The following is a 14206-nucleotide window of genomic DNA, read 5'->3' as shown; positions in this document are numbered from 1 at the left end:
TGCCTTGTTGCAAGCTGCGGATATGCAGCGGGTCAGAGCTTGTCGAAGTCGGCTTCGTCAACGGTGGATCCGGACGTTGCTGCCTGGCTCCCGGCGCCGAGGGCAGGCTTGCCGCCGGCCTTCAGGGCTGCCAGCCGGGCGTCGATCTCTGTCTGCTCTCCCAGGTCTTCCAGCTGGTTGAACTGCGCATCAAGGCTGGACGCCGCAAGTTCCTCCTGCCCGCGGACCTTGGCCTCCTCACGGCGGATCTTCTCTTCGAAGCGGCCCACTTCGCTGGTGGGGTCCATGATGTCGATGCTCTTGATGGCGTCGTGCACCTGCGACTGTGCGGCGGCGGTCTTGGACCTGGCGACGAGTTCGTTGCGCTTGCTGGTCAGCTGGTTGAGCTTGTTCTTCATCTGGTCCAGGCCCACCTTGAGCTTGTCCACGATTTCGCGCTGGGAGGCGATGCTCGGCTCAGCGCCCTTGGCTTCACTCTCGGCCGCCATCTGGCGCTGCAGGGCAACCTTGGCCAGGTTGTCGAACTTCTCGGCGTCGGCCACATCGCCGGCGGCACGGAATTCGTCAGCCTTGCGGGAGGCGGCAAGGGCCTTGTTGCCCCAGTCCTGGGCGTTTTTGATGTCCTCGTTGTAGTCGTCCTCGAGCATCCGGAGGTTGCCGATGGTCTGGGCCACGGCGGATTCGGCCTCTGCGATGTTGTTGGTGTAGTCGCGGACCATCTGGTCCAGCATCTTCTGCGGATCTTCGGCGTTGTCCAGCAAAGAGTTGATATTCGCCTTTGCCAACTGCGCGATCCGGCCGAAAATGGACTGCTTAACCATGGTGTTTGCCTTTCGTCCTGCTCTGTGATGTTGATGACCCACTGGAACCGGTGCACAGTGGTGTACTGCTGCTGTCCGCCGGCCGGATTACTCCTGGGTGGTCCGGCGGAGTGTCTAGAAACTGCCGGAGTCGCCGCCGCCAAAATCGCCGCCGCCAAAGTCTCCGCCGCCGAAGCCGCCGGAATCTCCGCCCCAGCCGCCCCCGCCGCCGGAGTCTCCGCCCCAGCCGCCTCCGCCGCCCCAGCCGCCGTGGCCGCCGTTCAGGATGGAGTTGATCAGGATGCCGCCCAGGATGGCGCCGCCCAGGCCGCCGCCCCCGCCGCCGCCGAACATGCCCCCCCGGCCGAAGCCCTGGTTGGCGTAGCCGTCGAAGTGTTCGACGTCGGCCTGGGCCAGTTGTGCCGCCTGCGCCGCCAGGGCGTGGGCCTGCTGTGCATAGGTCAGTGCCGTGACCGGATCGGTGCGGGCTATGGAGAGGGCGTAGTCGAGGTTCCGCTGGGATTCGGCCAGCCGGGTACGCGCCTCGGTGCCGACGCCGCCGCGCCGTGCGGTGATGTAGTCGGAGGTTGCGCTGATTTGGGCCTGCGCGGACATGATGGTTTGCTGCAGGGAGGCCTGGGCGCGCCGGGCCTGGTCCTGCTGGTCCCGGATGCCGGTCAGGGCCTGGTCCAGGGTCTGGTGCGCGCTTTCGACGCGTTGCAGGGTGGCGACAGGATCGATCTTTCCGCCCTGGATTTCGGTCTTCACCTGGGCAAGGGCCGCCTCCACCGCAGCCACGGGCCCCGCCAGTTCGGCGTGGGTTCCGGACTGGATCATGGCCTTGGCCTGCGCCAGGTCCTGGGCTGTGTCCACCACGGCCGTTTCTACGCTGGCGTGAGCTTCATCGAGGCTGGAAGAAAGTTTGGAAATGGCGTCCAGGAGGACGTTGGTCTGGTGCAGGCTCTCTTCGGCTGCGCGGACGGCCACGGCAGCCAGGCTTTGCTCGCCGCCGTCCAGCTTCTGCTGTGCTGTCCCGGAGGCGTTCTGCACAAAGGCCAGCCGTTCTTTAGCCTGGACGATGTTGTCCGAAACCTGCGTCAGCGCGCTGTCCGCGTACTTGGACCGCATGGTGGCCAGCGACTGCTCGGCACTTGCAATCTTTGCGTCCGCTTCCCCGGCTCCGGTGTTGACAGCTGCCAAGGCCTGGGGAGCGTTCTTTTCAAGCTCACGCAGGGAATCGAAGTCCGCCTTTTGCTCCTGCAGGGAGGCGAGGGCGGCCTCGGACCGGCGAATGATTTCGCCCAGCCAGGTCCGTTGCTGTTCCTCCGTGTCCGGGATGTGGTCATCAAGCTGCTGCTGCAATTTAAAGGATTCGCCCATGTGGGCTTTGGCTTCCTCCAGCGCTTTGGTGAAGTTGCCTACCGCGGAGTCGCCGTACTGAGCCTGCGCGAAGCCGAGTTCCTGTTCGCTGGACTTGATGGCGTCATCTGCCTCGATCAGGAGGGAACCACTCTTGCGGCGGAGTTCCTCCACGCTCAGCGAGGCCAGCGGGTCCAGTTCAGCGCCCTGGGGGCCGTAGCTGCCTGTGGAGGCCTGGCCTGCTGCCTTCTTCCGGCGGTTCCGGTAATACAGGTAGGCGCCGCCGCCTGCCACCACGACGCCGGCCCCAACCAGGACCGCGGCGCCCGCACCGTCACCGGAGGACACATTGCCGCTGCCGCCATTGGCGGCGTCGCCGATTGCCGATGCGGTGTCGATGGCAGCCTGCGCGTAATCCTTCTTGCCCCCGGCCAGGTTGGCGGTGACTGCGTTTTGGCTGATGTTGGCCTGCTTGGACCGAATGGGGCTGCTCGAATTCGTGACGAAGTCGAACTTGCCGTCATCAACAGCAATTGCCAGGACGGCGTCGGCCCTGCCCATGGTCCTCAGCTCAGCTACCTTCTGCGTCCACTGAGCCGGATCGGTCGGGTTGGTGAAGGTCTTCACCGTGACCACGTACAGGTTGTACTTGTGGTCTTTCAGCAGCTTCTGGATGGCGTCCTGGACTTCGCCCTTCCGGCTGCCCAGGACGTTGGCATTGTCAACAATGTTGGTCCCGGATGGAATGGTCACCGGGTCTTCGGCCCAGGCCGCGCCGGCGGGAACCGCGAGCAGCCCGGCAAGGCCGATCATGGCGAGGAAACGTTTGAACTTTGACCGCATGTGCAACCCTTCAGCACGCCTGACACCGACTCGGGACGAATCAGTCGTCGAATCCAGCAGCGCCCCCACGCTTGGTGTGAAGCCGCAGGTCGCTGTGGCAATTCATCTTGATTCTATGGTGCACCCCACAGCCAGTCCATGCGGCCGAATATGCCGCCAGCGAAACGCACGGCGGGGGTTTCCGGGAAGGCCCGGACGTTCAGGAAGCTTTCAGCAAACATCCGAGCTTGTTCCAGCGGGACGGGTCATAGTTAATGGCAGACAAGGATGAAAGGAAGTCCCATGACTGAGAATCACACGCCAGGACCGGTCCCGGAGGGCGACGCGGGCAGCCGGAACCCCTGGCAGCAGCAGAACCCGCAGCAGCCCGGAGACCGCCCGGCGGCCAGTCAGTCCGGGAACGGCGGAAATGCCGGCCAGGAACAGGGCCACTACGGCGCCCCTGACCAGCAGCACAACCCCACGGAACGGCTGGACCAGCCGCAGGCCCGCCAGGACCATACCCAGGAGCTCCCCGGCGCTCCCCGCCCCGTGTACCCGCAGCGCCAGCCCTTCTACGGCCAGTCCGGATACTACGGCCAGCAGCAGAACGGCCAGCCCGGCCAAGGTGCCGGGCCCGGTATGCAGCAAGGAGGTGTCGGCCTGGCGCACAATCCCAAGGATGCTCCCCGCCGGAAGGCGACCTTCGGCATCGGCACCCTCATCGCCAGCATCCTCGCCGCAGGCCTTGTGGGCGGCGGCGTGGCTACGGTGGGCGCAGGTGAGCTGTTTGGAAATGCCGCCTCCAGCACCTCGTCGGTGGGCGGCAGCAACCAGCCGGGAACCGTCATCGTTAACAACAAAGACGACGTCAACGCCATTACTGCCGCGGCGGTGAAGGCTTCACCCAGTGTGGTTACCATCAGTGCCACCAGCGGCAGCTCCGGCGGCACCGGTTCGGGCATCGTCCTCGACGACCAGGGACACATCCTGACCAACACCCACGTGGTCACGCTGGACGGCCAGAGCGCCAACGCCACCCTTGAAATCCGCACCAGCGACGGCAAGGTCCTTCCCGCGAAGCTGGTGGGCACGGACCCCCTGTCCGACCTCGCGGTCATCAAGGTGGACGACACCTCAAGCCTCTCGCCCGCCACCCTGGGGGATTCATCCAAGCTCAACGTGGGTGACACCGCGATCGCCATCGGTTCACCGCTTGGCCTGACCGGGACGGTGACGGACGGCATTGTGTCCACACTGAACCGGACCATCAGCGTGGCATCGTCGGCAGCCCCGCAGGGCGGTGACAACAGCCAGGGCGGCGACCAGGGATTCCAGTTTGCGCCTCCGGGCGGCGGACAAAGCCAGCAAAGTTCGGGCCAGGGATCCATCGCCATCAACGTGATCCAGACCGATGCCGCGATCAACCCCGGCAACTCCGGCGGCGCGCTGGTCAACAGCAAGGGTGAGATCATCGGCGTGAACGTGGCCATCGCCTCCGCAGGCTCCGGCACGTCGACGTCCCAGAGCGGCAACATCGGCGTCGGGTTCAGCATTCCGATCAACAACGCCAAGCGCGTGGCCCAGGAGATCATCGACAACGGCAAGGCCTCCCATGGCCAGTTGGGTGTCAGCGTCAAGGCGAAGACCACCTCCGGTGCGTCCTCGGAATTCTCCGTTGGAGCCGACGTAGCCACGGTTGACGGCAGTTCACCGGCAGGAAAGGCCGGGATCAAGGTTGGCGATGTCATCACCAAGTTCAATGACCTCAGCATCGGTGAACCGAACCAGCTGACCGCGGCGGTCCGCGAGCAGCCGGCAGGTTCCACGGTCAAGATCACGGTCCAGCGCGGCGGCAAGGAGCAGACGTTCGACGTCACGCTCGGCGCGGCAGCCAGCTGACACGCCCAAGCCATCACGACGGCGGCGTCCCCACCCCGGGGGCGCCGCCGTCGCCATGTCCGGCGCAACGGAAAACCTGACACAGGCGTTAACGGAAGAGGGCGCCCGGACGCGCCGATATGGTTAGCTAGGAGCTACCCGCCTGCCGGGCATTCCGCGGCCATGACCCACCCGGCTGGCTGTCCACAAGCATGGAAGGCTGCTGTAACCACAGTGGAAGAGACATTGAAGATCGTAGTCCTGGTCAAACATGTACCGGACGCCCAATTCGACCGCCACCTGGGCGGCGAAGGCAACACCGCGGACCGCGACGAAAGCATCCTGTCCGAGCTAGACGAATACGCCCTGGAAGCTGCCTTGCAGCTTGCCGAGGCCAGGGGCGGAAGCAAGGCCGGCAACCAGGTCATTGCCCTGAGCATGGGTCCGGCCGGAGCCGTCAACGCCGTGAAGAAGTCGCTGCAGATGGGCGCCACCGAAGGCGTCCACCTCACGGACGACGCACTTGCAGGCTCCGACGCTGCTGCCACGTCGCTGGCACTTGCGGCGGCCGTCCGGCACCTGGGCGGCGTGGACCTGGTCCTCACCGGGATGGCCTCCACCGACGGTGAGACCTCGCTGGTCCCGGCGCAGCTGGCAGAGCGGCTCGGGCTGCCGCAGGTGACGTTCGCCTCCTCGCTGGAGGTCGACGGCGGCCGGCTCACCGCCCGCCGTGATGCTGACACGTCATCGGAAACCGTGGAAGCCCCCCTGCCCGCGGTCGTGTCCGTTACGGACCAGATCAACGAGCCCCGGTACCCCAACTTCAAGGGCATCATCGCCGCCAAGCGCAAGAGCATCACCACGCTCTCCCTCGCCGACATCGGCGTGGACCCTGCCCAGGTTGGCTTTGCCGGGTCCTGGACCACCGTCACCAGCGCCGAAGAGCGGCCGCCGAGGACTGCCGGCACCATCATCACCGACGAGGGCGACGCCGGCATCAAGCTGGTTGACTTCCTGGCCGCCCAGAAGCTGCTCTAAGAGGACACCGACATGGCAAAAGTACTCGTATTCATCGACAACCCCGGAGCTTCGCTCAAGAAGAGCAGCCTGGAGCTGCTGACCCTTGCACGTTCCTTGGGGGAGAGCTCCGTCGCGGTCAACGGAGACCTTTCCGACCACGTCGCGGCCACCTTCTCGGAATACGGTGTGGGCACCGTCCTGCACCCGTCGGCCCAGGACCTGGGCGACTTCCTCGTGGCACCCAAGGCAGCCTACCTGGCTGCGGCGGCAGAGGCGGCCGGCGCGGGGATCGTGCTGCTGGACAACTCACCGGAAGGCAAGGAGATCGCTGCGCGGCTGGGCATCAGGCTCAACGCCGGCGTCATCACCGACGTCGTTGCCGTAGACCCGGACGGTACTGCGCACAAGTCTGTCCTGGCCGGCTCGTACAACACCTCCTGCAAGGCCACGACGGCCGTTTCCGTGCTCACGCTCAAGGCCAACAACGTGGTACCGGAACCCGCGCCCGCACCCACCACGCCTGAAACGGCAACGGTGGAGGTGCCCGCCGTCGCCAACGCTGCCCGCATTACTGCCCGCGAGCAGAAGGTGGCCAGCGGCCGCCCGGACCTCACGGACGCCCGGATCGTCGTTGCCGGCGGCCGCGGCATGGACGGTGACTTCGGTCCCGTCGAGGAGCTGGCCGATGCCCTTGGTGCCGCGGTAGGAGCTTCCCGTGCAGCCACCGACGCCGGATGGATCAGCCACGACGCACAGGTGGGGCAGACCGGCAAGACGGTTTCCCCGCAGCTGTACATCTCGGCAGGCATCTCGGGCGCCATCCAGCAGAAAGCCGGCATGCAGACGTCCAAGGTGATCGTCGCCGTGAACAAGGATGCCGAATCACCTGTCTTCGAGATCGCGGACTTCGGCATCATCGGGGACGTCTTCGACGTCCTGCCGCAGGCCGCGGCCGAGATCAAGAAGCGAAAAGGCTGATCCGTTGACTGCTTCCAGCGAGCAGGCAGGCAGCCCGTTCAACCCGGACATCCACCGGGTTGGGCGGGTGCTCTGTTTTGCGGCGCACCCTGACGACATCGACTTCGGCGCAGCGGGCACCATCGCCGCGTGGACGGCTGCAGGGGTGGAGGTGAGCTACTGCATCATGACCGACGGCGATGCCGGCGGTTTCGATCCTGCCCACCGCGCGGACATCATCGCCATGCGGGACACCGAACAGCGCCGGGCAGCGGAGCTGGTGGGGGTCACTGACATCCACTACCTCCACCAGCGTGACGGCTACCTTGAGGCCTCGCACGAGGTGATGAAAGGGGTGGTGCGGCTGATCCGCGAAGTCCGCCCCGACGTCGTCCTCGCCATGCATCCCGAACGGAACTGGCAGCGGATCCAAAAGAGCCACCCGGACCACCTGGCTGTGGGGGAGGCGGTGACCCGGGCCGTGTATCCGGCACTGGAGAACCCGTTCGCCTACCCCGACCTGGCGGAAGCGGGCCTGGAGGCCTACAAGCTGCCGTGGCTCTGGCTATATGCGGGCCCGGAGGAGCGGGAAAACCACTTCGTCGATGTCACCGACCAGGTGGATGCGAAACTCGCGGCCATCCATGTCCACGTCAGCCAGCACCCGGATGTGGAGGCCATGGAAGCCACTGTGCGCCAGGGCATGCGCACCAACGCCGCACGGGCAGGGATGCCGCACGGGCGCAGTTCCGAGGCCTTCCACGTGGTGGCGGTCAACGGGCCGGGCACCATCGCAGGCTTCTAGGACGAAAGAAGCGCCCCGTTCCCACCACGGGATCGGGGCGCTTCTTTCGTTGGTCGCCGTTGCCGGTTCCGGATTCCGGGTCAGGCGCCGAGCGGGGCCGCCGCAACCGTCGGCAGGGTGGGCGCCTTCGAACCGCCGGCCGGTTCAACGGTGATGCCCAGCGATGCTGCCGAATGGATGCCCTGGACCACGGCAGGCTTCGAGAGTGCCTGTTCGTCCATCAGGCCCTGCGACACAGGGGCTGAACCGTCCTTGGGAATGAGCCACATTTGGTAGACCTTGCCGGCCGGCGGGGCGGGCACGCCGCTCATTTTCACTACGGCGGCATCCTCGGATGCGGAGATCAGCACCGTCGCCTTCCCGCCGCCTTGAACGTTGACGGATGCCTCACGCAGGTCCCCGGCACGCACAACCTGGTTTACGGGATCATTCTGGTCGGCCAGGTAGGCGCCGACTCCGACTCCGCCCAGGGCAATGGCTGCCGCGGCTGCCACGCCCACCAGCCAGCGCCTGGTGCCGGAGGGGCGGCGCTCTGCGCGGCGTTGGCGGGCCTGGGCGAGCTCGTCCGTTGGTCCGGCCGGTTGTACCGCGCCTGCGGTCGGGGGTACGACTTCTGCGCCGGTACGGCCGCTGCCCGCGGGAAGCTGGGCCACAATCCTTTCGAAAAGGTCCGACGGCGGCTCCTCCTCCACGCGGAAGGTACGCGCCAGCGTCTCCCGGGACTGGCGGACACGCTCCAGGAAGACCAGGCGCTCCGTCTCCGGTGCGGTGGACATGTAGTGGTCGATGGCATCGCGTTCCTGTTCCGTGACCGCGTCCAGGGCGTAGAGTTCGGCGAGGTCGACGGCCCGGCCCGCCGCAAGGTCCATGGCGACGGTGTCGCCAAAGGCACGGGAACGGTCGTCGCGGCTGTTGTCCATGTCGTTCAATTCAACTCACCCCCAGACAGGTCTTCAAACGGATCAGTCCATCGCGGATGCGGGACTTGATGGTGGGAACAGCGGCGTTCAGCCGTTCTGCGACTTCCCGGTAGGTCAGGCCGCCGTAGTAGGCCAGGCGCACGGACTCCTGCTGTGTTTCGGTCAGCGTCTCCAAACAACGGACCACAGCCTCGGCCTCGAGCCGGCTTCCGACCTCATCGGAGACGCTGTCGTGGTCGATGTCCTGGGTGCTGGCCCCGTATTTCGCTTCCCTGTCCGTGGAGGACTGCGAGGAACGGACCTTGTCCACCGCGCGCCGGTGCGAGATGGTCATGAGCCAGGACAGCGGGCTGCCGGCCTGGGGATCGAACTTGGCCGCGTTCTGCCAGACCTGCAGGAAGACTTCCTGCGTGGTGTCTTCGCTGAGTTCGGGATCGATCAGGACCCGGCGTGCCATGCCGAAAACCCGGCGGGACGTGAGCTGGTAGAACTCGGCAAACGCGGCCTGGTCCCCGCGGGCAACAGCGGCCAACAGGGTTGAAAGACGCTGGCTGATGTCGGCTGGGGGATCAGTCACCGCGGCGGAGCCCTCGGGATTCGGCGCGTTGGGAGTTTCCATCACATCCAAGCATAAGTCTCCGGCGGGAGATTCCCGGGCAGTGCCGCTCCTGCTGCGGTGTTCGCGCCTGGAATGCGCCTCGAGTAACGTCACCTGCCGCTCCTTGCTCCGCTTGAATGTGTTCAAGAGCCATTCGGAGCCGTGCGGCAAGCGGATGGGATGGGCGCAAAAAATATTGGCGCCGCGGGCGGTCCCGGTGGGCGGGGAGCTAGATCTTGGCGCCGGCGAAGCCGTGCTGCCGCCAGGCTTCGTAGACGGCAATGGACGCGGCGTTGGCGAGGTTGAGGGAGCGCAGCGCCGGGAGCATGGGCAGGCGCACCGTGGCGCTCACATGGGGGTCGGTCTTCAGCTCTTCCGGCAGGCCGACAGATTCCCGGCCGAACATCAGGACGTCGCCTGGCCGGTACGGGATGTCGGTGTAACTGGTTGTACCGTCCGAAGTGAAGGCGTAGACCCGCTCCGGCTTGAGGTGCTCCCAGGCGTCTTCGATGCTCCGGTGAACTGTCACGACGGCGAGGTCATGGTAGTCCAGGCCAGCGCGGCGCAGTTTGGCATCGGAGAAGTCGAAGCCCAGGGGTTCCACGAGGTGCAGTTCAGCCCCGGTGATGGCGGCAAGGCGGATGGCGTTGCCGGTATTGCCGGGAATTTCTGGGGCATGGAAGAGGATGCGGAACACCTTCCCATCCTAGCCAACCGCGGTCAGTGCATGCCGCGCAGCAGCCTGGCCAGGACCGGCACGTTCACGGTGTTGGGTGCCGGTCCGGCGGCCAGGAACTCCTTCAGGCCGCGCACCAGGCCGGCAGCATTGACGATCTGGACTGTATCCATGGGACCTGCCGGGCGGCGGTGGTGGTCGATCACGGGCTCATGGAGGTTTCCGTCCGGGCTGAACACCACGGTCCACCCGGTGACGTTCAGTTCCGGGAAGATGTCCTGCATGGCCCACACCACCTGGGCAAGCTGCGGCGGCGCCACTGCGCGACCCCCGTGGTTGAGGGTGCGGCCGTCCCAGGCATAGGCGCCCTTTGGCAGGAGCATCGAGTTGACCAAGGCAAGGCGGTAGCCCGATAGTACGGCGTGGTCGATGTGGCTGTTGTCCGCCGGCGATTGCAGGCCGTTGATGAGCCGGGCCGCGGGGATGGCCGGCAGCACCTGGCGGGAGAGCAGTTGCACCGTGCGCATTTCACGCTGGATCCGTGCCTCGGCGCCGAAGATTCCCCTCTTCCGGGGCATCCCATGAACCTGCTGGCGGCCCTGTTCGAAAGGAATCAGCGGGACGTCGCCGCTCCCTTCGTATGGCGGAACGTAAACGGGAGGGTCCCCGGCGGTGTTCCGGCCGGTGCCTGGCCTGCGGACTGCGGCGGAGGCCGGGCTCCCGGCCGCCGGTGCATCAAAGTGGGCGCCGGCGCTTGACGGAGCGTCACCCGCCGCGTAGGAGCGGTCGTAGGCCCTGCGGCGCTGCGGATCGATCAGCGTCTCGTAGGCAGCGGTCACCCGGCGGAACGTTGCGGCGTCACCCCCGTGGTCCGGGTGGGCGGTCCTGGCAGCACGCCGGTAGGCCACTTTGATCTCTTTCTCGGTGGCTGTGACGGCCACACGGAGGACCTGGTAGTGGGAGCTGCTGCTCTCGGTCAAGCAATCTTCCTCTTCTTCAAGCGCCACGGGAAAGCGGAGTGCCCGCCCAGTCTAGCCAGCGCGGATGGCTGGCCTGCACTGACAACGAGCGTCCGGGGTGCGCAGGTTCCCTGCCGCCGGAGTCTAGACTCGTGGATGCACAGCCGAACACTGGCTGAAGGGGATGCAGCGGGGTGGAAATGGATTTGCCGACGACGGCCCGGCCGGCAGGCCGGGGATGGCGCCTGGGGGTGCTGCTGGCCGTAGCCGGGCTGGGGGCTGTGCTGCTGGCCGGCTGCAGCGTGGATGTCCGTGACCCTGCCGCCCCGGAAGCGCCGCCAAGCACGCCCGTCCTGTCGACCCCGACGATCACCCCGGGCCACGACGCCGCAGCAGTGGCAGCCCGGGACCTGCCTTTTGCGGCCGGGGGCACCCTGGCCCCGGGCGTCCCGGTAGGTATCTCTGATGAGCTGAAGCGTGCGCCGGGGTGGAAGCCGGTCACGGAGGACGTGTCCGGCGCAAGCCAATTCGCCAAGGCTGACGGCTGCGTCGTTGCGGCCCGGGTCAGTACCGGACAGGGCCCGCTGGTCCGCGGGGACGACCGTGAGTCCACGGTGGCCCTGTTCCAGTACCTGGATGCCACCATCCAGCCCTCGTATTTGACGACGGGAACGATGCAGTGGGGCGGCAGCGTCGAAGAACCCGGTAAGAGCGTCGAGGTCCTCGTGCTGGAACCGGCCGCCCACGGCGGAAGATCGACTGCGGTCCTTGCCAGGGTCTTCGGCACCGCGGGTTCGTCGGCCTATGTCTCGGTGTCCTGCCCGGATCCGGGGTCGCTCGCCGCCGCCCGCAAGGATGTGGCGCGCTACATGCCTTTAGTGCCGCCGTCGGCCTGAGCCTGGTGGTTGCCAGCCGAGAGCCGGTTGAGGGCCAGCGCGCCCACCAGGAGGCCGAAGTCACGCAGGGCCACGTCGTAGAAGCCTCCAAGGAGGAGCAGGTTGACGATGATCCCTGCGAGCCAGGCGGCCACCAGGAGTGAGCCGAAGCGGGGGCGGATTGCCACCGCGATGCCCGCGATGATCTCCACGACACCCACCACGTCCATGAAGGTTCGTGGGGAGAGGGGCACCAGGGCAGTCGCCTGGGGTGCCAGGTAGACGGTCCAGTCGGTGAGGATGTTCGTGAACTTGTCCAGGCCGAACAGGATCGGGGCGATGGTAAAGACAGTGCGCAGCAGCAGGAAGGCCTGCCGCGTCGCCGACTCGGTGGCCGGTGCATGGTATGCGCGCACTGCCGATGCTGGTTTCATGATGTGCTCCTTCTAAAAGTAGGTAAGCCAATTTTAGAAAGCCGATGTTCTATAATCAAGAGATCCTGACTATGGATTGGTGGACCCGTGTATCGACTTCCCTGGGCGGACAGGATTGCAGCCGTCGCCTCCTTGGCGGACGCCAAACGGCTGCAGCTTTTCGAACTGGTCGCAGCCTCCCCACGGCCGGTGGGCCGGGACGAGGTGGCCGAATCCGTAGGCATGGCACGGAGCACGGTCTCGTTCCACCTGGACAGGCTGGTCCAGGACGGGCTGCTGGCTGTCGAGTTCCGCAAGGCATCCGGAAAGGCTGGGCCGGGGTCAGGCCGGCCGGCCAAGATATACCGGCGGGCGGCAGGGGAAGTGGGGGCGACGGTACCGGACCGCAACTATGACCTGGCCGGGGAGCTGATGGCGGCCGCCATCGAGGCGTCCGAGGCCGGGAGTGGTCCGGCGGGTGAGGCGCTGCGCGCAGCCGCCTTCCGGAAGGGCCGCGAACTGGCCGAAGCCGCCGGAAGCATAGGGGATTTCCTGGCCCAGGCCGGCTACCGGCCCCAGGACGACGGCGAGGGCGGCTACCTGCTGCCCAACTGCCCCTTCCACCGCCTTTCCAGCCGGCACGCGTCAGTAGTATGCGACATGAACGGCGCATTCCTGCGGGGAGCAGCAGCCGGATGCGGCGACCCCGGGGACCGGGTGGCATCGGTCGACCTTCCCGGCCACTGCTGTGCGAGGATCACCGGCGCATCATGAGCCGTGCCCGGGGCTGCTTCCCGGGGCCGGGGCCGCCGTGGCAGTCGGCGCTAGAATTGGACGGTGCCCGCCTACCTCGACCACGCCGCCACCACGCCGCTGACCGGTGCGGCCCTCACCGCCCTGACGCGTGAACTGGCGCGCACCGGAAACCCGTCGTCACTGCACGGTTCCGGCCGCCGCGCCCGCCGTGCCGTCGAAGACGCGCGCGAGACCATTGCTGCGGCCGTGGGGGCACACCCGTCAGAAGTGATCTTCACCTCCGGCGGCACCGAATCGGACAATCTTGCCGTGAAGGGCCTGTACTGGTCCCGCGTGGCCGAGGACCCCAGGCGGCGCCGCATCCTCTGCTCCGCCGTCGAGCACCACGCGGTGCTGGACACTGTCGAATGGCTCGAACGCCACGAGGGCGCGGACGTAACCTGGCTGCCCGTGGACAGCGAGGGTGTGGTGGATCCCGTCATCCTGGAGGCGGAGCTGGCGCGCGACCCCGGCAGCGTGGCACTGGTGACCGTGATGTGGGCCAACAACGAAGTAGGCACCGTCCAGCCCATCCGCCGCATCGTGGAGCTGGCCCATGAGGCCGGCGTGCCGGTCCACTCCGACGCTGTCCAGGCATTCGGCTCCCTGCCCGTGGACTTCAAGGAATCCGGCCTCGACGCAATGTCCATTTCCGGCCATAAGATTGGCGGCCCAGTCGGTGTGGGCGCGCTGTTGCTGGGCCGCTCGGTCAAGCTGACGCCCGTGCAGCATGGCGGTGGGCAGGAACGCGACGTCCGCTCCGGGACGCTGGACACGGCGTCAATCGCGGCTTTCGCCGCCGCCGCGGAAGCCGCTACTGCAGCGCGCGCCGGGGAATCGGCGCGGATTGCTGCACTGCGTGACCGCCTTGTGGACGGCGTCCGCGAACGGGTTCCCGAAGCCGTCCTCCGTGGCGCGCAGGGCGACGGCCGGCTGCCGGGCAACGCGCATTTCACCTTTCCTGGCTGCGAAGGGGATTCGCTGCTGTTCCTCCTGGACCTGGCGGGGATCGAATCGTCCACCGGCTCGGCCTGCACCGCCGGCGTGCCACGGCCCTCCCACGTGCTGCTGGCCATGGGCCTGGACGAGGAAACCGCGCGGGGTGCCCAGCGGTTCAGCCTGGGACACACCTCCACCGAGGCCGACGTCGATGCCTTGCTTGCCGCACTGCCCAAGGCTTATTCGCGTGCACGCCAAGCCGGAATGGCAGGGCACGAGTCCAGCATTCAAACCGCCGGTACCGTGGCACGGCAGGCGATGCACGGCAGTTGATCCGGTGGGGCCCTGGTGCCCTGGACGGGTTTGCGCTGGAAATCCCCGCCGAGG

At 66.8% G+C, this 14206-nt stretch carries 14 protein-coding genes; 7 read left to right on the top strand and 7 right to left on the bottom strand.

The annotated features are described in order from the left end of the window. Positions 1–32: 32 nt before the first annotated feature. Complete coding sequence (locus ACFVVC_RS06445; protein ID WP_387450333.1) at positions 33–821, bottom strand: PspA/IM30 family protein; 789 nt, start codon at positions 819–821, stop codon at positions 33–35. Between the two features lie 114 nt (positions 822–935). After that, complete coding sequence (locus ACFVVC_RS06440; RefSeq protein WP_387450331.1) at positions 936–3002, bottom strand: TPM domain-containing protein; 2067 nt, start codon at positions 3000–3002, stop codon at positions 936–938. 282 nt (positions 3003–3284) lie between these two features. Between ACFVVC_RS06440 and ACFVVC_RS06435 the strand changes: the two genes are divergently transcribed. From ACFVVC_RS06435 to ACFVVC_RS06420, 4 genes are all read left to right on the top strand, one after another. Then, entirely contained in the window at positions 3285–4883 is a 1599-nt protein-coding gene (locus tag ACFVVC_RS06435) for a S1C family serine protease (RefSeq protein ID WP_387450329.1), read from the top strand. A gap of 225 nt (positions 4884–5108) precedes the next feature. Next, a complete protein-coding gene (locus tag ACFVVC_RS06430) occupies positions 5109–5900 on the top strand; it encodes an electron transfer flavoprotein subunit beta/FixA family protein (protein ID WP_387450327.1) in 792 nt (263 codons plus the stop codon). Positions 5901–5912: 12 nt separating this feature from the next. Then, entirely contained in the window at positions 5913–6860 is a 948-nt protein-coding gene (locus ACFVVC_RS06425) for an electron transfer flavoprotein subunit alpha/FixB family protein (protein WP_387450325.1), read from the top strand. A gap of 4 nt (positions 6861–6864) precedes the next feature. Continuing rightward, the gene (locus ACFVVC_RS06420) at positions 6865–7644 is read left to right on the top strand and encodes a PIG-L deacetylase family protein (protein ID WP_387450323.1); all 780 of its coding nucleotides are present in this window, start codon (positions 6865–6867) and stop codon (positions 7642–7644) included. An 80-nt stretch (positions 7645–7724) separates the two neighbouring features. Here the strand turns inward: ACFVVC_RS06420 and ACFVVC_RS06415 are convergent, their stop codons facing one another. The 4 genes from ACFVVC_RS06415 to ACFVVC_RS06400 all read right to left on the bottom strand — a co-directional run bounded on the left by ACFVVC_RS06415 (position 7725) and on the right by ACFVVC_RS06400 (position 10818). Beyond that, positions 7725–8564 carry an anti-sigma factor domain-containing protein gene (locus tag ACFVVC_RS06415; RefSeq protein ID WP_387450321.1) on the bottom strand — a complete coding sequence of 280 codons (840 nt, stop codon included), beginning with the start codon at positions 8562–8564 and terminating at the stop codon, positions 7725–7727. 10 nt (positions 8565–8574) lie between these two features. Further along, the gene (locus ACFVVC_RS06410) at positions 8575–9183 is read right to left on the bottom strand and encodes a sigma-70 family RNA polymerase sigma factor (RefSeq protein ID WP_109863770.1); all 609 of its coding nucleotides are present in this window, start codon (positions 9181–9183) and stop codon (positions 8575–8577) included. 208 nt (positions 9184–9391) lie between these two features. Continuing rightward, positions 9392–9859, bottom strand: a complete 468-nt coding sequence (locus ACFVVC_RS06405) for a tRNA (cytidine(34)-2'-O)-methyltransferase (protein WP_387450319.1) — start codon at positions 9857–9859, stop codon at positions 9392–9394. A 23-nt stretch (positions 9860–9882) separates the two neighbouring features. Beyond that, positions 9883–10818 (bottom strand): J domain-containing protein, encoded by a 936-nt coding sequence (locus ACFVVC_RS06400; protein WP_387450317.1) that lies wholly within the window; start codon positions 10816–10818, stop codon positions 9883–9885. A 179-nt stretch (positions 10819–10997) separates the two neighbouring features. On the opposite strand from ACFVVC_RS06400, the gene ACFVVC_RS06395 reads away from it, so the two are divergent. Continuing rightward, a complete protein-coding gene (locus tag ACFVVC_RS06395) occupies positions 10998–11693 on the top strand; it encodes a hypothetical protein (RefSeq protein WP_387450432.1) in 696 nt (231 codons plus the stop codon). On the opposite strand, the gene ACFVVC_RS06390 is transcribed toward ACFVVC_RS06395, so the two are convergent. Then, the gene (locus ACFVVC_RS06390) at positions 11663–12106 is read right to left on the bottom strand and encodes a hypothetical protein (RefSeq protein ID WP_387450315.1); all 444 of its coding nucleotides are present in this window, start codon (positions 12104–12106) and stop codon (positions 11663–11665) included. The two genes, ACFVVC_RS06395 and ACFVVC_RS06390, sit on opposite strands and share 31 nt — an antisense overlap. Before the next feature lie 87 nt (positions 12107–12193). Between ACFVVC_RS06390 and ACFVVC_RS06385 the strand changes: the two genes are divergently transcribed. Further along, on the top strand, positions 12194–12859 hold the full coding sequence (locus tag ACFVVC_RS06385; RefSeq protein WP_387450313.1) for a helix-turn-helix transcriptional regulator: 666 nt from the start codon (positions 12194–12196) through the stop codon (positions 12857–12859). 63 nt (positions 12860–12922) lie between these two features. Next, positions 12923–14152, top strand: coding sequence for a cysteine desulfurase family protein (locus ACFVVC_RS06380; RefSeq protein ID WP_387450311.1), 1230 nt, complete (start codon positions 12923–12925; stop codon positions 14150–14152). Positions 14153–14206: the final 54 nt, after the last annotated feature.

The organism is Pseudarthrobacter sp. NPDC058196, assembly GCF_042882685.1.
Classification (GTDB): domain Bacteria; phylum Actinomycetota; class Actinomycetes; order Actinomycetales; family Micrococcaceae; genus Arthrobacter.
The sequence above is the reverse complement of the archived record's forward strand: the minus strand, read 5'-3'. Positions and strand labels throughout refer to the sequence as shown.